Raw genomic sequence first — 20,622 nt, 5'->3', positions numbered from 1 at the left:
TTGGTAATCCAGGGCCTGAAGGCTCCGGAAGAGGTATGGACGGGGTCCGGTGAGGGAAACCCCTCCACGGCGGTGCTCCGCCTGTAACGACCGTAACGGAATGTTGCGGTTCTGTAAAGGGGGTTCATGAAGTTTCTGGGAGCCTGGGCGCCATGGGCCTGTCTGTCTGGGCTCCAGCCATGGGCCAGGGATCGTGCGGCTGGTCAACGCCTGGGGGCACTGCTAGGAGTTCGGGTCTCGCTCCATCACCAGGGCATGACCAACTCGCCGCAACGCTTGTCCTTTGTCTGCAACGGCGGTGTCCTGCTGCTGCTCGGCGCGGCCTTTCTGCTGACGGCCTGCCAGCCGAAGCCGGCCAGCCCGATCAAGGTGGACACCAGCCAGCAGCAGCGCCTCAATCAGCTGGAGCTGAAATTGCAGCAGTTGGAGCAGAAGCTCAACGCCACCACGCCCCGCGATCCGGCAGACCGGGACGGCAAGCCCCCCGCTGGCCCAGTGAAATCGCTCACCCTGCGGAGCGGCAGCGATGACGATCGCCTCCGCATCTACTGGGCCGATGGCAGCAGCAGTGATCTGCCCTGCACCAAGGAACAGGGCACCCTGGTTTGCGGCTGATGCCGGCCATCCCCAACTTGACAAGCCAGGCCAGCACCGCTGAGGTGATGGGCCCTTCCGCCAACCTTGCTTCCCCATGCGCGCCTCCCTGTCCCCGCGGGCACTGCACGCTGTCCTGGCGGGTTCCCTGGCCGCTGCCGCGCCCCTGAGCCTGGCCATCCCCGCGGCCCTGGCGTTCTCCCCACTGGAGACGATCCGTCCCCCGGCCGAGAACCGGGTGGCACAGCTGGACCTTGCGATACCCGAGCCCTACAGCCGCATCCGCGCCGTCAACCTGGCCCGCAACGTGGCGGTAAAACTCAATGGCGGCCTCGGCGTCTATCGACCTGCCGACTGCATGTTCCGCACCTCCGTCGCAGACAACAACTGCCTGATCTCTGCCGACGGCCAGGGGTTCCTGTTCCGTTTTCTGGGGGGACAACCGGGCTGGCAGCAGCTTGAACTTCCCGCCACCATGGAGACCGAGATCCTGATCGCGCCGGATGGCCGTCAGGTGGTGAGCGTGATTTACAACGGCGCACCGCGCCCACCCATCCAGTCGGAATCAGGCAATCCTCCGATTGAGGCAAACCCCGCACCGCCTCAATACTGAGCCCATTGACTGGCCGCCACTGAGGTCGTTGGCTGGCCGCCAGGGAGCTCACCTCTCCTCCACGGCCAGTCGAGCAGCCAGCTGGCCCAGGGCCTCAGACCAGGAGGGTTCGACCGGCCAGCTCTCACGCCTGGTCAGACTCAGGGCAATCCCCTTCTCGCCGTAGGCCGCCTCATTGAGGAACACCGGCCACACCGTGTCGGACTCCAGACCCGGCGGCGGCACGTAGGGGAGGGGTTGACCCTCTTCCCCCAGAAACAGCGGGTCACCGGGTCGCATCGGCTGCCAGTCGCGGTGCATCCGCCGCGGATCAAAGCAGGCCGCCACAGCGCCATGGGCATGGCGGGGCAGATCGAGGATGGTGAGATGGCGATGCACCACCAGCTGTCGCGGCAGACGCAGCTGGCCGCGGCCCGCCGCCGCCAGGGCATCCAGCGACGCCTCCACCGCCAGCTGGGTCTGGACGCAGATGGCCGGCACCACCACTCCCTGCGGCACCGGCCCCACCTCCACCACCAAACCGCAGGGCCAGCGCTCCACCAGGAACCCGCTCTGATGGGGATCGGCTTCATGCAGATAGACCGGCAGGCCCAGCTGCCCCTGCAGGGCTGCCGCCAGGGCCAGATCCGGCGGGCGGCGGCCGTAGACCACCAGGCAGTTGCCCATGGCCGCCGTTGTGCTGTGCAGATCGAGCGCCACCAGGCAGGGCTGCACCCCCTCGGGACCATGGAGACGGATCAGCTCACGGGCCCGCTGCATCTCATCGGCATCCTCGGCGGGATCGTCCAGCAGGGCCGGCACGAAGCAGCGGTTGAGGTCGCGATCGCGATAGCGGCGGTTCAACGCATGGGCCTCGGGGTTGCCCAGCACCAGCTCCAAGGCCAGTCCACTGCGATCGAGCAGGGCCGGCTGCCGCCGCCAGGCATCCAGCAACCAGGGAGCATTGCGCTCGTTGCCGTGGGTTCCTGCCACCACCAACACCCGAGCCCTGTCACCGCCGGTCATGGGCTGTCTGCACGATCGCTCGCTGCCCAGCCTGGCGCAGCGCTGGCCGAGAGTTGGACCTTGCCGCTGCCCTGTCATGCGCCCTCCCGCCCCCGTGGTGCAAGTGGTTCGCCAGGTCTGGGAATGGCAGTGGCGTCAGCTGATGGGCGGCCTGGGGCCGGCCGATACCGAGGGCAACTACCGGCGTCCGGCCGCCGCCTACGGCCAGCTGCCACCCCTGCCGCCGCGGGCCGGCGAGGCCGGCAGCCACGTGCTGATCGTTGGCCGCAGCTGCCCCTGGGCCCACCGGGCCTGGCTGGTCTGGACCCTGCGCCAGCTGGACACCACGATCACGCTGCAGGTGGTGGAACCCGACCGGAGAGGAGGGCGCTGGTGCTTTGCGGAACCCTTCGAAGGGTGCGCCACCCTGGCGGAGCTCTACCAGCGCCGTGCGCCTGGCGCCAGCGGAGCGCCGGCCAACGGGCCGGCAACGGTGCCCTGCCTCTACAGCCGCGACGAGGGGCGGATCCTGGTGAACGAAAGCGCGGTGCTGATCGAGCTGCTCAACCAGTGGCCCGCACCTTCCAGCGCCTGCGATCTGGCACCGGCAACGCAGGTCGACCTGATCACCGCCTGGCGAGAGCGGCTACAGCACAGCGTCAACGATGGTGTTTACCGCTGCGGCTTTGCGCGCAACCAGGCGGCCTACGACCGGGCCGAGGCAGCCCTGTTCAGCTCCCTCAGTGCCGCGGATGAGGTCCTCGCCGCGGCCGAAGCAAGCCTGCCGCCGGCCGCCGGGAACCCAGGCCCCTGGCTCTGCGGCGGCAGCGAGCCCTCCCTGGCAGACGTGATCCTGTTTCCCACCCTGATCCGCCTGGAGCTCATCTACGCGCCCCTGTTCGGCTGCAGCCGCCTGCCGCTCTGGCAGTTGCCGGCCCTGTGGCGCTGGCGCCAGCGCTTCTACGGCCTGGCCGGTGTGGCGGCCACCTGCTGGCCGGAGCACTGGCGGGCCGATTACTTCGGCAGCCTGTTTCCGCTGCACCCCTCCGGCATCATCCCGGCAGGCCCGGCCCTGGCCACACTGGTGAACGGCACCCCAGCCGTTTCCTGCCAGAGGATCGATGCAGAGTCCTGATGCCGTCCACGAGGGCTACTACGGCCCCTTCACGATCACGGCCGACGACCGCCGTGAGGTGCTGGGCTATCGCCTCGCCCTCACGGCCGTGGCGATCGGCCAGCTGGGCCTGCTGCTGCAGTGGCGCCAGTGGGGACCTGATCTGGTCTGGCCCTGGCTGCTGGTGATGGCGGCGGGCCTGGGGCTGGCCCTCCGCTGGATTCACATCTACCTGCGGCCCCTGCACCGGGCCCTGCAGTTGTTCTGGCTGCTGGGCTGCCTGGGCGGAATCGCGCTGGCCGCCCAGGCCGGTGCCAGCGCCATGCTGCCGGAGCTGGCGCGCCAGCCGCTCTGGATCCTGGCGATCGGCCCCTTCTTCGCGGCCCTGGCCGGGGTGGGCTTCAAGGAGTTCTTCTGCTTTCGGCGGCCCGAAGCCATCGGTGTGACCCTGCTGCTGCCGCTGGCCCTGCTGGGCCGTCTCAGTGGGCTGCTCGATCCCAGCGTCACGGTGGCGCTGCTGGCAACCGAAAGCGCCCTGCTGCTGCTGTTGTGCCTGCGCAAATTCCCGATGCCGGCCGCCGCGGATGTGGGCGACAAGAGCGTGTTCGATGAGATGGAACGGCAACGGCAGGCCCCGGCGGCCGACGGCTTGCGAGGCTGAACACCGGCCCGCCCCGCAGCCCACCTGACCCATGAGCCTGATCAGCCTGGTGGATGCCGGCAAGGACTTCGGCATCCGCACCCTGTTCGAGAACCTGACCCTGCATGTGGGGGAGCGGGAACGGCTGGGGCTGATCGGCCCGAATGGCGCCGGCAAGTCGACCCTGCTGCGGGTGTTGGCCGGCCTCGAACCCCTGGGCAGCGGCGAGCGGCGCTGCGCCAGCCGAACCCGGGTGGTGCTGGTGGATCAGGACCCCGTCTTCGATCCCGCCAACACCGTGCTCGAGCAGGTCTGGGCAGATTGCGGCGAGAAGGCAGATCTGCTGCTCCGCTACGAGCAGCTCAGCCATGCGGTGGCGGCCAATCCCGAGGACGGGGCGCGGCTGGCTGAGCTCAGCGACCTCCAGGCCCAGCTGGACCGCAGCAACGGCTGGCAACTGGAACAGCAGTGCCGCGAGGTGCTGCAGCGGCTGGGGCTGGGCGACGGCCACCAGCGGCTCGGTGATCTGTCCGGTGGCTTCCGCCGGCGGGTGGCCCTGGCGGCCGCCCTGGTGGCTGAACCAGACGTGCTGTTGCTCGATGAGCCCACCAACCACCTCGATGCCCACGGGGTGGAATGGCTCCAGAGCTATCTGGGGCGCTTTCCCGGTGCGCTGGTGCTCGTCACCCACGACCGCTACGTGCTCGACCGCGTCACCCGGCGGATCGTGGCCGTGGAACAGGGGGAAGCCCGGCCCTACGAGGGAAATTACGCCACCTATCTCAAGCACCGGGCCGAGGAGGAGGCTTCCGAAGCCGCCACGGCCGCCAAGTTCAAGGGCACCCTGCGGCGCGAGCTGGCCTGGCTGCGCCAGGGCCCCAAGGCCCGCAGCACCAAGCAGAAGGCCCGCCTGCAGCGCATCGAGGCCCTCCGGGAGACACCACCGCGCCAGGGTCGCGGCCAGGTGAGCCTGACCACCAACAGCCGACGCCTCGGCAAGCGGGCGATCACGGCCGAGGATCTGTGCGTGAGCAGCGTCGAAGGGGAGCAGGGCCGCACCCTGCTGCGCCAGTTCAGCTACGACTTCAGCCCGGAGGACCGGGTGGGGATCATCGGTCCGAACGGCGTTGGTAAATCCAGCCTGCTGGAGGTGATCGCCGGTCGGCGCCAGCCCAGCGGCGGCAGCCTGGAGCTGGGCAGCACCGTGAAGCTGGCCTACTTCGATCAGCACAGCGATGTGCTGGTGCAGGCCGGCGCCGACGGCACACCGGCCCTGGAGCGCAAGGTGATCGATGTGGTGAAGGATGCCGCCAGCCGGGTGGATGTGGACGGGGTGGAGCTCAGCGCCTCGCAGCTGCTGGAGCGGTTCCTGTTCCCACCGGCCCAGCAACATCAGCCGGTACGCAAGCTCTCCGGTGGAGAGCGGCGGCGCCTGCACCTCTGCCGGCTGCTGATCGAAGCGCCGAACGTGCTGCTGCTCGATGAGCCCACCAACGACCTGGATGTGCACACCCTCAGCGTGCTGGAGGACTTCCTCGAAGACTTCCGCGGCTGTGTGGTGGTGGTGTCGCACGATCGCTACTTCCTCGATCGCACCGTCGATCGGCTGTTCAGCTTCGAAGACGGCGAGCTGCGGCGTTTCGAGGGGAACTACAGCGCCTACCTCGAGCGCAGGGATCAGGATGCCGGGGCCAACCAGGGAGGTAACCCGAAGGGCCAGCAGAACGACCGCCAGTCAGGTCAAAGCCAGAGCGGACGCAGCCAGGCTCAAGCAGACCAAGAGCAAGCAGATCAGGCAAAAGGAGACCAGACCCAGGCAGGCCAAGCCCCTGATCCCGCTACTGCCACTCCAGCGACCCAGGCGGCCACCACCCCAGGGACGCGCGCATCCGCACCGAAGCGGGCCCGCCGCCGCAGCTTCAAGGAGAGCCGCGAGCTGGAACACCTGGACAGGGATCTGCCCCTCTTCGAAGAACGCCGCCGCGACCTGGAGCAACGCCTTGCCGGGGGCGGCGAGGATTACACCGCCCTGGAGAGCCTCACCCAGGAGCTGGCCGAGCTGATCGAGCGGATCGGAGCAGCGGAGGAGCGCTGGCTAGAGCTGAGCGAGCTGACAGCCTGAGCGGCGAGGGCGGCGAGGGCGGGCCATCTGAGCGTCCATGCGGCGCCAGATCAGCAGCAGCGCACAGAGGCCCACCCATGCCGTTGTGGCCCGTATGGTGGATTCGATGATTCCCGGTGCGTGACGGCCGGCATTTGCATGAACACGATCGACGAGCACATCCAGAAGGATCAGACTGAGATCGAAGCGGCCCGTGCCGCCGGGGACCTCGGCAAGCTGCGGCACCTCGAGGGTGAGCTGCACGATCTCAAGGAGTACAAGGAGCACCACCCCGAGGAGAGCAAGGATCCCACCGCCCTCGAGGTGTACTGCGATCTCAATCCTGAAGCCCCTGAGTGCCGTGTCTACGACGACTGAGGCTCAACCTGGCTGAGGTTGACCCAGACCCACTCGTCACGTCAGGAACCGCAGCGTTCCCCGGGTCCCTGAACTTTGATGGCGGCACGTCTCTCTCTTTAGGGAAGCAATGGTCTCAAGGCCCCACAGCGAATGCCGTTGTGGGGCCTTTTCATTTGGGGCGTCCCTGTCAGAGCCTGCCCCTGGAGCAGCGTTAAGCAGCTCAGCTCAGCCCACGCCCAGTTCCTGCCACACGGCCTGTTTGAGGGGCTCCAGTCCCTGGGCCATCGCCGCCGAGATCGTGAGCACGGGCTGGCCGAGCCGCGCTTCGATCCGCAGGCGCAGCGCCTCCAGCTCCTCAGGAGCGAGCAGCTCCAGCTTGTTGAGCACCACCAGCCGCGGCCGCTCCGAGAGGCCGTGGCCATAGGCCTTGAGCTCCTGCTCCACCACCTCCAGATCCCGCTCCACATCAGGAGCACCGACATCGACCAGATGGACGAGCAGGCGGGTGCGCTCGATGTGGCGCAGGAAGTCGTGACCCAGGCCAGCGCCCTGGGCCGCTCCGGCAATCAGGCCGGGGATGTCAGCAAAGACCGTGCCATCACCGGTGGGCCGGCGCACCACCCCCAGATTGGGCACAAGGGTGGTGAAGGGGTAGTCGGCAATTTTGGGCCGGGCGGCGGACAGCACCGAGATCAGGGTGCTCTTGCCGGCATTGGGCAAGCCGATGATGCCGACTTCCGCCAGCAGCTTGAGCTCGAGTTGCAAGGGCCACTGCTCCCCCTCCTTGCCTTCGGTGAACTTCTCGGGGGCCCGGTTGCGGTTGCTGAGGTAGTGGGCGTTGCCGAGGCCACCGCGGCCACCGGCGGCCACCAACAACTCGTCGCCGGATTCGGTGAGATCACCCAGCAGGATGCCGGTGCGCAGGTGACGCACTTCAGTACCACAGGGCACCTTGATCACCAACGGCGATCCACTGGCACCGGTGGAGCGGTTGGGCCCACCACGGCGGCCGTCATCGGCGGCGAACAGCCGCTTGTATTTGAAGTCGAGCAGGGTCTGGAGGTTGCTGTCCGCCACCAGCAGCACACTGCCGCCCCGGCCACCGTCGCCACCGGAGGGACCACCGGCCGGCACATACTTTTCGCGGCGGAAGGCCACGATACCGTCGCCGCCGCGCCCGCCCTGAACGGCAATGCGGGCCTGATCAATGAATTGCAAGGGGGACGGGGAAGGCGAACAACGCTGCCGGAACTCCGCAACCGGGACCTCCGCGATCGACAACCCTAGGATCGCCCCGTCGCAGGGCTGGTTTGGCCGAGGTTCGATTCCAGCAGGTCAGCAAGACCTATCCGCCGCGGCGCGGAGGGGAGCCGGTCTCCGTCCTGCGCCAGCTCGACCTGGCCATCGCCGACGGTGAATTCCTGGTGCTGGTGGGCCCTTCCGGCTGCGGCAAAAGCACCCTGTTGCGGCTGCTGGCGGGCCTGGAGACCCCCAGCGGCGGCGAGATCACCGTGGGCGGCAAGCCGGTGAGCCGGCTGCGGCCCGGCCAGCGGGACGTGGCCATGGTGTTCCAGAGCTACGCCCTCTATCCCCACCTGAGCGTGGCGGACAACATCGGCTTCGGACTGCGGCGCAGCCGCCCCCGCAGCGCGGCCCAGCAATTGCAGGACACCCTGCACCGGGCCAGTCGCCAGTTGCCGCCCCTGCTGCGGGTGCCGTCCGAGCGCGAGGAGCGGATCGAGCGGCGCATCGCCGAGGTGGCCGAGACCCTGGAGCTGGAGCCGCTGCTGCAGCGGCGCCCCAAGGAGCTCTCGGGCGGCCAGAAGCAGCGGGTGGCCCTGGGGCGGGCGATTGCACGCTCGCCGGCGGTGTTCCTGATGGATGAACCGCTCAGCAATCTCGACGCCAAGCTGCGCACCGGCACCCGCGCCCAGATCGTCGAGCTGCAGCGACGCCTGGGCACCACCACCCTGTATGTGACCCACGATCAGGTGGAGGCGATGACCATGGGTCACCGCATCGCCGTGCTCAACGCCGGCCGGCTGCAACAGCTGGGCACGCCGATGGAGCTCTACCAGTGGCCCTCCAATCTGTTTGTGGCGCAGTTCATCGGCAGCCCGCCGATGAATCTGCTGCCGGTGATCGCCCTGGGTGGGGATCAGGTGCAACTGGGCTCACGCCGCTTTCTGGTGGAGGGGCCGGTCACCGAGGCCCTGGCCGCCCATGCCGAGACCGCCTCAGCCAGCAGCCTGACCGCCGGTCTGAGGCCGGAACATCTGCGCCTGGCTCCTGCCACCAACCGCAACCTGCCGGCCGAGGTGACCCATCTCGAGGCCCTGGGCAACGAGCAACTGATCAGTTGCCGGTTGCAGGAGACCAGCCACTTGGTGCTGTTGCGGGCCGATCCCTCGCAGCACCTGGCTCCGGGCCAGACCGTCCACCTGGAGGTGGAGCCGAGCGGCTGGCGGTTTTTCGATGCCTCCGGCGAGGCCTTGCCCCTGCCGGTGTCCGTGAACCACGAGCCGAAGCTGCCAGACATCGGACGGATCTGATCGCACCGGTTTGATCGAACTAGTTTGATCGACTCGGCCTGATCAGCGGGGCCAGATCACCGTGCAGCCCTGGCCGCCGTCACCTTGCTCCGCGTCGCCCACCCGCTCCACGTAGGGCACACCGGCCAGCCACTCGCGCAGCCCCCGCTTCAGCCGGCCGGTGCCGATGCCGTGGATCACCCACACCGGGCCATTGGCACCGCGCAGGTGTTCCTCCACCGCCGCCTCGGCTTCGTGAACGCGCATCCCCCGCACGTCCACGGTGTTGCCCTCGGTGCGCACGTCCGGCCCGCGGCTGGCGGGGGAGCGGCGGCTGCGGATCTGCACCACGGCAGCGGCAGGCTCCGGCAGGGTGGGTTTCTCGCCATGCAACCCCTCGATCGCCGTCAGATCCACGGTGAGCCGCAGCACACCGCAGCGCACGTTGAGTTCGCGGCCGTCGCCCGAGATGGCCAGCACCTCGGCCGCCTTGCCCAGGGCCAGCAGCCGCACCCGATCCCCCACCATCGGCTGCCAGCCGCGATGGTCACGCCGCTCGGGCTGGGGCCGATGCTGCCGCTCCAGGGTCTTGAGCCGCTGCCCCGCCTGGCGGGCCGTTTCGCCCAGGCTGGCCGCAGAACCACCGCCATCACGGGCTGCCCCCTGCCGCAGCCGGCGAATGATGCGGCGCACCTCCTTCTGGCCGTCGCGAATCGAGTGCTCCAGCTCCAGCCGCCGCCGCTCCTGCAGCTCGGCGCTCTGCTCCTTCTGCTGCTGCCAGCGCAACAGCAGCTCCTCATGCAGCAACTCGGTGCGGGCCAACAAAGCCGCCGCCTCTTCCGCCGCCAGCTGCTGGCGCTGGCGCTCATCTTCGAGGCCTTCGATCACCCGGTTCACCTCCCCTTCGCCGGCCGGCTCGAGCTGGGCCGCCGCCGCCTGCACCACCGCAGGATCCAGACCCAGACGGGTGGCGATCGCCAGGGCATTGCTGCGCCCCGGGATGCCCCATTGCAGCCAGTAGGTGGGCGAGAGTGTCTCCACGTCGAAGGCCACCGAGGCGTTCTCAAAGCGCGGATCGGTGTATTTGAGGGCCTTGAGCTCGCCGAAGTGGGTGGTGGCGATCGTGAGCCGGGCCCGATCGGCCAGATGCTTCAGCAGCGCCGCCGCCAGGGCCGACCCCTCCTGCGGATCGGTGCCGGCCCCCACCTCATCGAGCAACACCAGCGAAGCGCCCGCCTCGGGGCCGAGGGCCGCGAGGATGCGGGCGATGCGGCGGATGTGGCCACTGAAGGTGGAGAGGCTCTGCTGCAGCGACTGCTCATCGCCGATGTCGGCCAGCACCTGGGCGCACCAGGGCAACCGCGGCGTGCCGCTGCAGGGCAGGAACAGACCGGCTCGTGCCATCAGGGCCGCCAGCCCCACGCTTTTGAGCGTCACCGTCTTGCCGCCGGTGTTGGGGCCGGTGATCGCCACGACGCGCAGATCGTTGCCCACGGTGAGGCTCACCGCCACGACCGCCGCGCCAGCCTCGCGCCGCTCCTGCCAGAGCAGCAGGGGATGGCGCAGCTCGCGCAGCTCAAACGCCGCCGCCGGATCCTCGAGCAGCTGGGGCCGCACCGCCCCGAGCCAGGCTCCATACCGGGCCCGGGCCAGGGCGGCATCCAGCCGCACCAGCACCGCCTGGAGGTGCTGCAACGCCGCAGCCTCCTGGGCCACCGCAGCGCTGAGCTGCCGCAACACCTCCCGCTCCAGGTCCCGTTCCTGACCCTCCAGCTCGCGGATGCGGTTGCCGAGGGCCACCACGGCCTGGGGTTCCAGGAACACCGTCTGCCCCGAGGCGGAGCTGTCGTGCACCAGGCCCGGCAACTGGCTGGCCGCCCCGGCCTTCACCGCCAGCACGGGCCGGCCGTTGCGCTCGCTGATCACCGTGTCCTGCAGGAGAGCGGCATGGCGCCGCAGCAGGTCCTGCAGGCGCTCACGCCGCTCGCCACGCACCCCCTGCAGCTGGCGCCGCAGCCCCGTCAGGGGCGGGCTGGCCCGATCCGCCACCCGGCCGCCCTCCTCCAGGCAGAAATGCAGACGTTGCTCCAGCTCGGGCAGGGTGCGCAGCTCCGCCACCAGAGCCGAGCAACTCGGCCGCAGCTCGGGATCCTCGATCTGCCGCCGCAGGCGCCTGGCCGCCGCCAGGGTGGAGGCCACCAGCAGCAGGGATTCGCCATCGGCGGTGCCCTCCTTGGCGCAGAGCAGCACCGTGGCGGCGATGTCGCCGGCCCCCTGAAAACTGAGCCCACCCTCCACCAGACCATCGAGGCCGAGCAACTCAGTGGTTTCGGCCAGCAGACGCTGACTGGCGGCGCAGCTCGGCGCCAGAGGCAGATCGAGGCAATGGCTGCGGCCGGCCGCTGTGCTGGCGAAGCTGGCGACCTGGCCGGCCAGGCGCGGCCATTCCAGCAACTCCAGCGTGTCGTGCTGCACCGGCGTGGGGGCCGGCGGCGCACCGGGGGACTGGATCAACTGCGCTCCCCCGCCAGAGGCGGCACGGGAATCGGGGCCTGGCCCGGCACGTTGGAAGGGATGCCGGCGGCTGGCTCGTAGAGCATCTCCAGCCAGTTGCCCTCGGAATCCTGAAAGTAGAAGGAGGCCGTGCCATCGCGGTGGTCATGCACCGGACCCACCGGATGGCCGGCCGCCGCCAGGCGGGCATGGGCGGCCTCAACCTCGGAGCGATCGCAGAAGTGGAAGGCGACGTGGGGGCCGGCCGCCTTGTAGCTGGGACTCAACAGGGCAATGCCGTCGCCATTGCGGGGGTTCTGGAGATAGGCCCAGTCGTCGGCCTCCCAGGTGAGCCGAAACCCAAGCGAGCCATAGAACGCCGTGGCACGGTCCATGTCCTGCACCCGCAGGGCCACGTGACCGAGTCGATGGGTCGCCGACTGAGCCATGGAACCTGCCGGAACTGTTGCTGGCTTCATTCTCGGCCTTGCCAGAGTGGACCGTGCCGTGGGGTACTGGGTCAGCGCAGCCAGGCCGCCGCATCACAGGCGTGATAGGTGAGGATCAGATCCGCACCGGCCCGCTTGAAGCAGAGCAGGGTTTCGAGCACCACGGCCCGTTCATCGATCCAGCCCCGCTCCGCCGCCGCCTTGACCATGGCGTATTCGCCGCTCACGTTGTAAGCGGCGATCGGCAGTTCGGTTTCGCCCCGCAGGCGATGGATGATGTCCATATAGGCCAGGCCTGGTTTCACCATGAGGATGTCGGCGCCTTCCTGCTCATCGAGCAGGGCTTCAGTAAGGGATTCGCGGCCGTTGGCCGGGTCCATCTGATAGGTGCTTTTGTCCTTGGGAATCGGCTTGGTGTTGGTTGCACGGGGCGCCGAATCGAGCGCCTCGCGAAAGGGGCCGTAATAGGCGGAGGCGTACTTGGCGGTGTAGCTGATGATCCCCACATGCTCAAAGCCCTCTTCATCGAGCGCTTCTCGAATCGCACCCACACGGCCGTCCATCATGTCGCTGGGGCCGATCAGATCAGCACCGGCTCGGGCCTGCGCCACTGCCTGGCGGCAGAGGATGGCCACGGTCTCGTCGTTGAGCACCACGCCCTCGGCGCTGACGATGCCGTCGTGGCCATCGCAGGAATAGGGGTCGAGAGCCACATCGGTCATCACGACCATGCCGGGATGCACCTCCTTGAGGCGACGGATGGCGCGGGGGATGAGGCCGTGCTCGTTGAAGCATTCAGCGCCGTCTTCGCTCTTGAGGCCATCGGCCACCTTGGGAAACAGCACCACACAGCGGATGCCGAGGGTCCAGGCGCGCCCGACCTCCTCCACCAGGCCTTCCAGGCTCCAACGCTGGCAACCGGGCATGGCGCCGATCGGCTCGTTGGTCGCCCCCTCATGCACGAACAGGGGATAGATGAAATCGGCCGCTGCCAGATGGTGCTCGCGCACCAGGGCACGCAGCGCAGGGGTGCGGCGCAGCCGGCGGGGGCGGTAGGAGAGCTCCATGGACGGAAACGGGCTGGCCGGATCCTACGGAGCAGTGCTCAGCACCACTGCGGCGGAGCAGCCCTCAGAGCTTCGCCGCCTGGATCCAGCCGCTGCGGGGATCGGCACTGCGGGCCTGCCGCAACTGCTCCAGCAGGCTGCGCTCCTCGGGGCTGAGTGTCTCGGGAAGCTTGAGCACAGGGGTGAGCAGCAGGTCGCCACGCCCACCCTTCACCGGCCAGCCCTTGCCCTTGAGCCGCAGGCTGCGGCCCAGGGTCATGCCGGGAGGCACCTGCACGGCAGCCTCGCCATCGGGCGTCGCCACCCGCACCTCACCGCCGAGGGCCAACTCATCGAGGCTGAGCGGCAGCTCGGCCCGCAACTGATCGCCATCCAGCTTCCAGACAGGGTGCTCCTGCAACTGGAGCTGGAGGTAGAGATCACCGCGGCGCCCCGTGCCGGGCTGGAGGTTGCCCTTGCCCTTGAGGCGCAGCCGGCTGCCGGCTTTCACCCCGGCAGGGATGCGCACCTGCACCCGCTCCTCGTTCACCGCGAGGGTGCGCTCGCAGCCGCGAAAGGCCTCGCTGTAGGTGAGATTGAGGGTGGCTTCTGCATCGAGATTGGCGGCTCCTCCCCTGGCCGTGGCGCCACCGGGGCCAGGGAAACCGCCCCCGAAGCCTCCGGGGAAACCGGAGCCGAACCCGAAGCCTCCCGGTGCCCCGCTGAAACCAGCACCACCGCCAACTCCCCCGCCCGATCCCCCAAAGCGACCCAGAAGATCGTTGATGAAGTCGTCGAAATTGCCGTAACGGCCGAAGTCGACATCCATACCGGGCCCACCGCCTCCAGCGGGACCACCCATCTGGCTCCAGTACTGACCGAACTGCTCGTAGCGCCGCCGCTTGTCGGGATCGGAGAGCACCTCATAGGCCTCACTCACCTCCTTGAAGCGCGCCTCAGCGCCCTTGTCTCCGGGGTTCACATCCGGGTGGTGCTGCCGTGCCAGCCGCCGAAAGGCCTTCTTGATGGTGTCGGCATCGGCACCGCGCTCCACACCCAGAACCTTGAAGTAGTCGCGGTAGCCGTTGGCATTCATCGCAGCGCGGGCAGATCGGAACAACGGCCGGCCCCAGTGTCTCAGCCACAGCCCCTGCCGTGCGGGGTTCTGGTGGGCGGAAGGCCGAACGCGGCTCGTGCCCATGGGCCGCCACTGTTCCTAAACTCCTTCAAGCTCAGGTTTCGTCCATGTTTCGTCGCGGCACCCTGCGCTCCGGCCTGCTGATCGGTCTCAGCACGCTGATGGTGGGCTTCGCCAGTACCGCCAGTGCCGGCAGCGCCCCCTCCGGCAAGGCCAGCACCACCCCCAGCCTCGGCGAGGCTCTCAAATCCTCATCCGCTGAACAGAAGGCCCTCACCGAGCACCTGCGTGCCAAGGGTGTGCTGTTCTATGGCGCCTGGTGGTGCCCGGCCTGCTTCAAGCAGAAGAGCCTGTTCGGCAAGGAGGCCGGCGATCGGCTGCCCTACGTGGAGTGCGACAAGGACGATGCCGGCCGGAAGCGCTGCATCAGCGCCAAGATCCGTGCCTTCCCCACCTGGGAGATGGCCGGCAAGCGGCTGGAGGGCGTGCAGACGATCGAGGAACTGAAGGTGTGGAGCGGCTACGGCCGCTGAAACGGCTCAGAGGCCGCTGATGCCCTTCAGCGCCAGAAATCCGGCAAAGCCGAAACAGAGAAGCGCCTGAATGCGGCGCTGGTGCTGCGCCATCCAGGGCGCGAGCCGCTCTCCAGCGTTCTGCGGCCACGGGCGCCCCAGAGCCACACCAGGGCCGGTGGGGCCAGGGCGGGCAGCAGGGTGATCAGGGCCATCAGCAGCACTTCGGTCGGCAGCGGCGACTGGGCACGGGCCAGATCCTGCAGTGCTGGCAGAAACAACACCAGCGAGGTGAGGTTGGTGGCCATGCTGCCGGTTCCGATCAGCAGGCCGCGCCTGACACTCAGGGGTGCCCCCTCCGCACCGACCGCCGACGCATGAACCAGGCGTCCCTGCTGAATGGCCAGGCCCAGGGTCAACAACAGCAGGGCCAGCACGAGGTGCACCACCGCCGCCACGGGGTCTGGCCCTGCGGAGCGGGGCGGCAGGGCATGGCCCAGCAACAATCCGGCCAGGGTCCAGCCAGCCACCACCAGGCTGGCGCCGGCGGCGAAGCCCCAGCTGGGGCCCAGGCCCTGGGTGCTGCGGCCCAGGAGCATCACCTGCAGGATCAGCATCAATGGACTCACGCCCGCCCCCAGCGCCAGGGGCAGGATTTCGGCGAGCAGGGAGAAGGACACCATCCACCCAGCATCAGGGTGAGTGGGCGATCCGTTCAAGGGTCAGATCCTGGAAGCTCCCGTTGCGCGCTGGCCGAGGTAGCGCATGGTGGGGCGAGCGGCACTGCGCAGTTCCAGGCGCTGCCCCTGATGCAGGGTCGTGGCCGCCGGTGAAGGCTGGGGCGCCTCCAGGTTGCCAAGCCCGGTCGCCACCACCATGGCCGCGAGGACCAGGGTGAGGAGCTTCTGGGTGGTGGTGGCGGATTGGTGGGTCGACATCGTTCGTTTGCCCGATGTCGTCACTTTCAGCGGAGCGTTTGCTGCTCGCTGCGATCCAGCGCAAGGCCGGCTGTGATCTTGCTCACATCTTGCTCACAAGGCTCGCGAACGGGCCTGGGCCGGCGCCTGAGACGCCCAGAAGCAGAAGGCTTTAGCGTTCGGCTCCTTCAGCCCACGCCTCCCATGGGCCGCCGACTCTGGGTTCTGCTGATGCTGGCGGCCCTGGGGCTGGCGCTGCTCCTGCCCTTCCCCGCCAAGCTCGCCGCCCAGCCGGTCGCCACAGGCAGACCCACCGAGATTCGGGGGGTCTGGATCACCGCCAACGACATGGGCGTGCTGCGCGACCGGGAGCGGATGCGGCAGATGGTGGCCCAGCTGGCGGAGCTGAACTTCAACACCATCTATCCGGTCGTCTGGAACGACGGCTTCGCCTACTACCCAAGCAGGGTTTCCGAGGAGCGCGGCCTGCAGACCTTCACCTACCGCGGCCTGCAGGGACAGGACATCCTCGCCGAGCTGATCGAGACCGCCCATTCCCATGGCCTGCTGGTGGTGCCCTGGTTCGAGTTCGGCTTCATGACGCCACCGGAGTCACTCCTGAGCCGGCAGCATCCCGACTGGCTGACCCGGAAACAGGACGGCGGCCTCACCTCGATCAGCGCCGCCGGCACCGTGGCCTGGCTCAATCCCTTCCGGCCCGAGGTGCAGCAGCTGATCACCGATCTGGTGCTGGAGATCGTGGGCCAGTACGACGCGGACGGCATCCAGTTCGACGACCACATGAGCCTGCCGCGGGAGTTCGGCTACGACCCCTTCACGCTGGCGCTGTACCAGCAGGACATCCAGAAGAGAACCAAGAAGCAGACCGAGAAGGATCCCAAGAAGGAAACCAGCAAAGCCACACCCAAAGCCTCCGCAGCAGTGGCAGCGCCGCCCACGCCTCAGGATCCGGCCTGGCTGAAATGGCGGGCGGACAAGATCACGGATTTCATGGGTCAGCTGAAGCAGGCGGTGACGACCCGCCGGCCAGGGGCGATCCTATCCGTGTCGCCGAATTACTACGACTTCGCCTACAAACTGCAGCTGCAGGACTGGCTTGGCTGGGTACGGCGCGGCATCGCCGACGAAATCCTGATCCAGATCTACCGACCTGATCTCGACAGTTTTCTGCCCCATCTCAGCCGGGTGGAGGTGCAGGAAACCCTGCAGAAGATCCCCACGGGCATCGGCATCATGAGCGGGCAGCGCAACCGGCCGGCTCCGATGGCCCTGATCCAGTCCCAGGTGCTGGCAGCCAGGGAACTTCAACTGGGCGTGGCCTTTTTCTACCTCGAGAGTCTGTGGGATCAGAGCAGCGAACCACGAGAAGCACGGCTGGCGGGCCTGCGCCAGCTCTTCCCCACGCCTGCTCCGCGCCAGCGGCGGGCGCGCGCCGGCACGGCACCACCCTTGAGGTCCCTGCCGTTGCCGCCTCCCTTACCGAGCCTGCCGGGGGCCTGAGGCGGGCTTGAGGCAGACCTGACCAGCTGCGTTGACAGCCCCCAACCATCGCTTTAGCAATGGGCATCATCGTGTTCGCCATGGCCTGGCAACAGCCTCTGCAGCGCCTCCTGCCACTGGCCCTTTTGCCCGTGTCCCTTGGACTGCTCACCGCCTCGCCAGCCACAGCCAAGGAGGCCCGCTGTGTGGTGAAAGAAGCTGGCGTGACGACCTTTCAAGGGCGCTGCGACTTCCAGCAGTTCGGCGGCAATGGCAGCTTCTCGATCGGCCCGATCGGACAACCCTTGATCGCCGGCCGGCTGTTCCTCTCGGTGACCCTGGTGACTCCAGAGATCGCGGAGGTCCGCGGACTCACCCAGGACGGCATCAATTCCCGCTGGGGTCCGGCGCGGCGATCCGCTCGGGATCGTGCCTGCTGGGACGGGAATGATTTCCAGATCTGTGCGTACTGAGCTGGGAAGACTGAGAGCCTCAGGCGCCGCAGCGACGGGAGCGCGGCAGGGTCAGGAGTTCGGGAGGCAGCACCACCGGCAGAGGACCTCCGGGAGAGAGAGCGTCCTCAAGGGCTTGGCGGCGGGCTTCCTCAGACAGGGCCCGTTGCTGGGCGTAATCGGCCAACTCCTGCCAAAGCAAGCGGGCACGCTCGGGCACCATCGTGGCCTGGCTGGCCTCGATCACCGTATCCCCGTCCGAATTCCGCTTCACCACCAGCTGGATCGCTAGCTCAGGAGGCCTGACAGAGCCCCTCGCATCGAAGAATGCCATTGGTCGCCTCCGAGCGCGTGTAGTAGTGCCGCCAGGGGCTGTTCCGGCGGTGCCCTCACCCTCCCAGCGGCCGATGGGAGGAGCCGTGATCCGGCTCAAGGCTGGCTGTGATCTTGCTCACACCCCAGGCCCAGCCAGTGATTGTGCGTGGGTGCATGGGTTCAGAGGGGGCCGCACAGGCAGACACCAGAACAGGTTCCTTTCAAGCTCTGGCGGGTCATCGACAGAGAGGAGGCAAAGGCAATCTGCGTCGCCACAACTCTGAAACCAATCACCGGACCATTCCAATAATCAGTCCACTCCAAACAGTCAGACCATTTCAATCAGCCAGGCCATTCCAATCCGCCAGACCATTCCAATCCGCCAAAGCAACAGGATGGACCCACTCATCCAAACCAAAGCAACAAGTTCTTGAATACAAGGATCTCCTGAGACAAATCCTTTCATGCGCATCGCCATTTCAGGCTCTCACTCGCTGGGCAAGTCCATCGTTGTCAAGGATTGGGCCGCCGCCCATCCGTCTTTTCACAGAGAGGAGATGTGATGCCAAACCAAAGGGGTCTGCTGCTGATCGAATTGGTGGGGCCGCCAGAACAACGGCTGGAGCAGCTGCAGAGCGCCATCTTCGATCGTCAGCAACGATCCAAGGCTGGCTGATGCAGCTGCATCACCGGGAGGCTGTACGAACAAGGCTGCGGCAAACCTGCGCTGAAGAACAGTTGCGCCCAATCCAAGCCATCCACCCCAAACGCGGCCATCAACCAGCTCTCAACCAGCCGCATGGTCGTCATGGCCAGGCTCCGTAGCGTTGCCAAGCTGGACCCAGTCGCCATCACCACCGTGATTCCTCCCCAGAAGCAGATGACCGGCATGCTCGGCCATCCGGTGGCCGAGAACCCGATCGACCGCATGTTCGACACGGTGTACAGCCACTACGGCCTGCCCTGGCAGTTCTGGAAGAGCGACATCGCCTCGGAGGCTGATCTGGCCTTGGCCGTCGCCGCCCTGGCACCGCTCGGCTATCGCGGCGTGGGCATCACCGTGCCCTACAAGGTGGCCGTGATGCCCATGCTGGATGGGGTCGACGACGACGTGCGTGCGATCGGCGCCGCCAACTACGTGACGATTGAGCGGGGGCGCCTGATCGGCCACAACAACGACGGCAAGGGCGTTGTGAAGGCGATCGAAAAGATGGTGCCGCTGCGCGATCAGCGGGTGGTGATGCTTGGTGCCGGCGGGGCCGGCCGGGCGATGGCGGTGGAGATTGCCTGGGCCGGTGCGGCCCAGCTCACCCTGGTGACCCGCCGCGAAAGCCAGGGACGCGAGGTGGCGGAGCTCGTCCAACTGGCCAGTGGCGTGCCCTGCAATTGGCAGGCTTGGGAGCAGCAGGTGAGCGTGCCAGCGGCCACCACCCTGCTGATGAACGCCACGCATCTGGGCTGTGCGCCACAGCTGGAGCCCGTACCTGTGCGCTGGGAAACGGTGGATCCGGGTTGTACAGCCGTGGATGTGATCACCAACCCGCGAATCACGCCCTTTCTGGCCACCGCGCGTGAGCGGGGCTGCCGGATTGTGGACGGGGTGGAGATGCTGGTGCAGCTGGCGATGCAGATCTTTGAGCGCTGGACTGGCATCAGCCCCGAAGAAGCGGTGTTCCATCGCGCCGTGGCCGAAGCCCTCGGCGAGTGAGCTACGCGATTTGCAGCAGCTCATCAGGGGTGCTGCAGCTGATGAAGTGGCTGAGCCACATGACCGATGAAGATCCTAAAGGAGTGGATTCAGTCATCAGCGTGGGCAGTGGTAGGCAGCTCAGACTGAGGGACCTGGAGGCGGAAACAACAGGCAACGAAGTCCCGAGAAAGAACGTCGATGAAGCGTCATGCCGCGATCAATCAGGGTCAGTTTGACAACTCGCATGACTCAGAAGATGACAAATTCCACCTCCTCTGTCCACTTCTCTTGATTCGATCTCCTGACTTCCCAGATCAGCGTCTTTCCATCAAACGACTTCATCCTTCTGTACGTCTTAACCACAGTCTCTTCGTCCCAGTTGCCTTCCCACACACTGCCTGGCTTGAACGAAGGCCCCGTATAGACAATCGTGATCGCGCTTTGAACCCTCGCAGGATGCCAGACTTCAATCATTTTCTGGCCTGGGGAGTCCGAGATTTTAACGCCACACAAATCATCGGCTGAGCCCTGCCAGCACTTGGCAAGCAACGAACCGCTTGGCGGACTCTCTCCAGCAAAGGGCTTGCCATCATCTCTGCATTCCGCAACAACAGGCGAAGCAACGACGACGGCGCAGAGACCGAGCAGGATCTCCCTCATGGAGGATTGGATAAGAATGAAACAATCCTACGACGAGCGGGAATCAACCACCAGACTCTTGGACGCGCCATCCGATTGGAGCTTCTGGATGACCACCCATCACTTCCAGCCCTGATGCGAAAGGTCGAGGATGCTACCGATCGTCCAGCATGAAGCCTGCTGCTTTGTCAATCCTGACTTCCCACCTTGCGATCGCAAGCCCTGCCACCGCTACAGCCGAATGGGTTGGCAACAACAACTGGCAAACAGATTGCGAGGAGCCCCAGGCTATGCCAAGGGAAGGATGGAATGGCTATATTAGGGCTTGCTGAGGAACCCAGAACCTTTGCAGGGCAGTTGATTCCAGCGATAGTCTCGGGTTAGGATCAGGCGAAATTAGCCATTTCTGGCTTAGAAGAACTCGCTGGCTCGACAATGTACGTCTTTCAGAGTGCTGGCCAGCTATCGATTGAGGAATTCCATGTCCCCTTTGGAGGGAAGCTCGACCCAGGTAATCGCTGGGTCGTGCTTGCC

21 protein-coding genes are annotated in these 20,622 nt (G+C 67.0%); 11 read left to right on the top strand and 10 right to left on the bottom strand.

Annotated features, from left to right (window positions below):
* The first annotated feature begins 255 nt into the window (after positions 1-255).
* Both KQ310_RS12015 and KQ310_RS12010 read left to right on the top strand, forming a co-directional pair.
* A complete protein-coding gene (locus tag KQ310_RS12015) occupies positions 256-615 on the top strand; it encodes a hypothetical protein (RefSeq protein ID WP_259721968.1) in 360 nt (119 codons plus the stop codon).
* Between the two features lie 76 nt (positions 616-691).
* A complete protein-coding gene (locus tag KQ310_RS12010) occupies positions 692-1,207 on the top strand; it encodes a hypothetical protein (RefSeq protein ID WP_259721967.1) in 516 nt (171 codons plus the stop codon).
* A 48-nt stretch (positions 1,208-1,255) separates the two neighbouring features.
* On the opposite strand, the gene KQ310_RS12005 is transcribed toward KQ310_RS12010, so the two are convergent.
* Positions 1,256-2,212 carry an aspartoacylase gene (locus tag KQ310_RS12005; protein ID WP_259721966.1) on the bottom strand — a complete coding sequence of 319 codons (957 nt, stop codon included), beginning with the start codon at positions 2,210-2,212 and terminating at the stop codon, positions 1,256-1,258.
* 76 nt (positions 2,213-2,288) lie between these two features.
* Between KQ310_RS12005 and KQ310_RS12000 the strand changes: the two genes are divergently transcribed.
* From KQ310_RS12000 to KQ310_RS11985, 4 genes are all read left to right on the top strand, one after another.
* Entirely contained in the window at positions 2,289-3,326 is a 1,038-nt protein-coding gene (locus KQ310_RS12000) for a glutathione S-transferase C-terminal domain-containing protein (protein WP_259721965.1), read from the top strand.
* Complete coding sequence (locus KQ310_RS11995; protein WP_259721964.1) at positions 3,313-3,966, top strand: DUF2301 domain-containing membrane protein; 654 nt, start codon at positions 3,313-3,315, stop codon at positions 3,964-3,966. Before KQ310_RS12000 ends, KQ310_RS11995 begins: the two co-directional genes overlap by 14 nt.
* Positions 3,967-3,997: 31 nt before the next feature.
* The gene (locus KQ310_RS11990) at positions 3,998-6,067 is read left to right on the top strand and encodes an ABC-F family ATP-binding cassette domain-containing protein (protein WP_259721963.1); all 2,070 of its coding nucleotides are present in this window, start codon (positions 3,998-4,000) and stop codon (positions 6,065-6,067) included.
* 138 nt (positions 6,068-6,205) lie between these two features.
* Positions 6,206-6,424, top strand: coding sequence for a Calvin cycle protein CP12 (locus KQ310_RS11985; RefSeq protein ID WP_259721969.1), 219 nt, complete (start codon positions 6,206-6,208; stop codon positions 6,422-6,424).
* 207 nt (positions 6,425-6,631) lie between these two features.
* On the opposite strand, the gene cgtA is transcribed toward KQ310_RS11985, so the two are convergent.
* Complete coding sequence (cgtA, locus tag KQ310_RS11980) at positions 6,632-7,624, bottom strand: Obg family GTPase CgtA (protein WP_259721962.1); 993 nt, start codon at positions 7,622-7,624, stop codon at positions 6,632-6,634.
* Positions 7,625-7,716: 92 nt separating this feature from the next.
* On the opposite strand from cgtA, the gene KQ310_RS11975 reads away from it, so the two are divergent.
* Positions 7,717-8,958 carry an ABC transporter ATP-binding protein gene (locus KQ310_RS11975; RefSeq protein ID WP_259721961.1) on the top strand — a complete coding sequence of 414 codons (1,242 nt, stop codon included), beginning with the start codon at positions 7,717-7,719 and terminating at the stop codon, positions 8,956-8,958.
* A 42-nt stretch (positions 8,959-9,000) separates the two neighbouring features.
* Here the strand turns inward: KQ310_RS11975 and KQ310_RS11970 are convergent, their stop codons facing one another.
* The 4 genes from KQ310_RS11970 to KQ310_RS11955 form a co-directional block, all read right to left on the bottom strand.
* On the bottom strand, positions 9,001-11,451 hold the full coding sequence (locus KQ310_RS11970; protein ID WP_259721960.1) for an endonuclease MutS2: 2,451 nt from the start codon (positions 11,449-11,451) through the stop codon (positions 9,001-9,003).
* Positions 11,448-11,879, bottom strand: a complete 432-nt coding sequence (locus tag KQ310_RS11965; RefSeq protein WP_259721959.1) for a VOC family protein — start codon at positions 11,877-11,879, stop codon at positions 11,448-11,450. The genes KQ310_RS11970 and KQ310_RS11965 overlap by 4 nt, the downstream gene beginning before the upstream one ends.
* A 71-nt stretch (positions 11,880-11,950) precedes the next feature.
* The gene (hemB, locus tag KQ310_RS11960; RefSeq protein WP_259721958.1) at positions 11,951-12,946 is read right to left on the bottom strand and encodes a porphobilinogen synthase; all 996 of its coding nucleotides are present in this window, start codon (positions 12,944-12,946) and stop codon (positions 11,951-11,953) included.
* A 64-nt stretch (positions 12,947-13,010) separates the two neighbouring features.
* A complete protein-coding gene (locus tag KQ310_RS11955) occupies positions 13,011-14,021 on the bottom strand; it encodes a J domain-containing protein (RefSeq protein WP_259721957.1) in 1,011 nt (336 codons plus the stop codon).
* 149 nt (positions 14,022-14,170) lie between these two features.
* Between KQ310_RS11955 and KQ310_RS11950 the strand changes: the two genes are divergently transcribed.
* The gene (locus KQ310_RS11950) at positions 14,171-14,596 is read left to right on the top strand and encodes a hypothetical protein (RefSeq protein ID WP_259721956.1); all 426 of its coding nucleotides are present in this window, start codon (positions 14,171-14,173) and stop codon (positions 14,594-14,596) included.
* A gap of 26 nt (positions 14,597-14,622) precedes the next feature.
* Here the strand turns inward: KQ310_RS11950 and KQ310_RS11945 are convergent, their stop codons facing one another.
* Together KQ310_RS11945 and KQ310_RS11940 are read right to left on the bottom strand one after the other, a co-directional pair.
* The gene (locus KQ310_RS11945; protein ID WP_259721955.1) at positions 14,623-15,258 is read right to left on the bottom strand and encodes a hypothetical protein; all 636 of its coding nucleotides are present in this window, start codon (positions 15,256-15,258) and stop codon (positions 14,623-14,625) included.
* A gap of 39 nt (positions 15,259-15,297) precedes the next feature.
* Positions 15,298-15,513 (bottom strand): hypothetical protein, encoded by a 216-nt coding sequence (locus KQ310_RS11940; RefSeq protein ID WP_259721954.1) that lies wholly within the window; start codon positions 15,511-15,513, stop codon positions 15,298-15,300.
* Between the two features lie 183 nt (positions 15,514-15,696).
* Between KQ310_RS11940 and KQ310_RS11935 the strand changes: the two genes are divergently transcribed.
* Positions 15,697-17,013, top strand: coding sequence for a glycoside hydrolase family 10 protein (locus KQ310_RS11935; protein WP_259721953.1), 1,317 nt, complete (start codon positions 15,697-15,699; stop codon positions 17,011-17,013).
* Positions 17,014-17,072: 59 nt separating this feature from the next.
* Complete coding sequence (locus KQ310_RS11930) at positions 17,073-17,465, top strand: hypothetical protein (protein ID WP_259721952.1); 393 nt, start codon at positions 17,073-17,075, stop codon at positions 17,463-17,465.
* A 19-nt stretch (positions 17,466-17,484) separates the two neighbouring features.
* Here the strand turns inward: KQ310_RS11930 and KQ310_RS11925 are convergent, their stop codons facing one another.
* Positions 17,485-17,718, bottom strand: a complete 234-nt coding sequence (locus KQ310_RS11925) for a hypothetical protein (RefSeq protein ID WP_259721951.1) — start codon at positions 17,716-17,718, stop codon at positions 17,485-17,487.
* A gap of 849 nt (positions 17,719-18,567) precedes the next feature.
* Here KQ310_RS11925 and KQ310_RS11920 point away from each other — a divergent pair.
* Entirely contained in the window at positions 18,568-19,467 is a 900-nt protein-coding gene (locus KQ310_RS11920; RefSeq protein WP_259721950.1) for a shikimate dehydrogenase, read from the top strand.
* A gap of 231 nt (positions 19,468-19,698) precedes the next feature.
* On the opposite strand, the gene KQ310_RS11915 is transcribed toward KQ310_RS11920, so the two are convergent.
* Positions 19,699-20,109, bottom strand: a complete 411-nt coding sequence (locus KQ310_RS11915; RefSeq protein ID WP_259721949.1) for a hypothetical protein — start codon at positions 20,107-20,109, stop codon at positions 19,699-19,701.
* Positions 20,110-20,622 lie beyond the last annotated feature (513 nt).

It is taken from the genome of Synechococcus sp. CS-1328 (genome assembly GCF_025128095.1).
GTDB lineage: Bacteria > Cyanobacteriota > Cyanobacteriia > PCC-6307 > Cyanobiaceae > CBW1002.
Note: the sequence above shows the minus strand (reverse complement) of the source record. Positions and strands in the feature narration are given on the sequence as shown.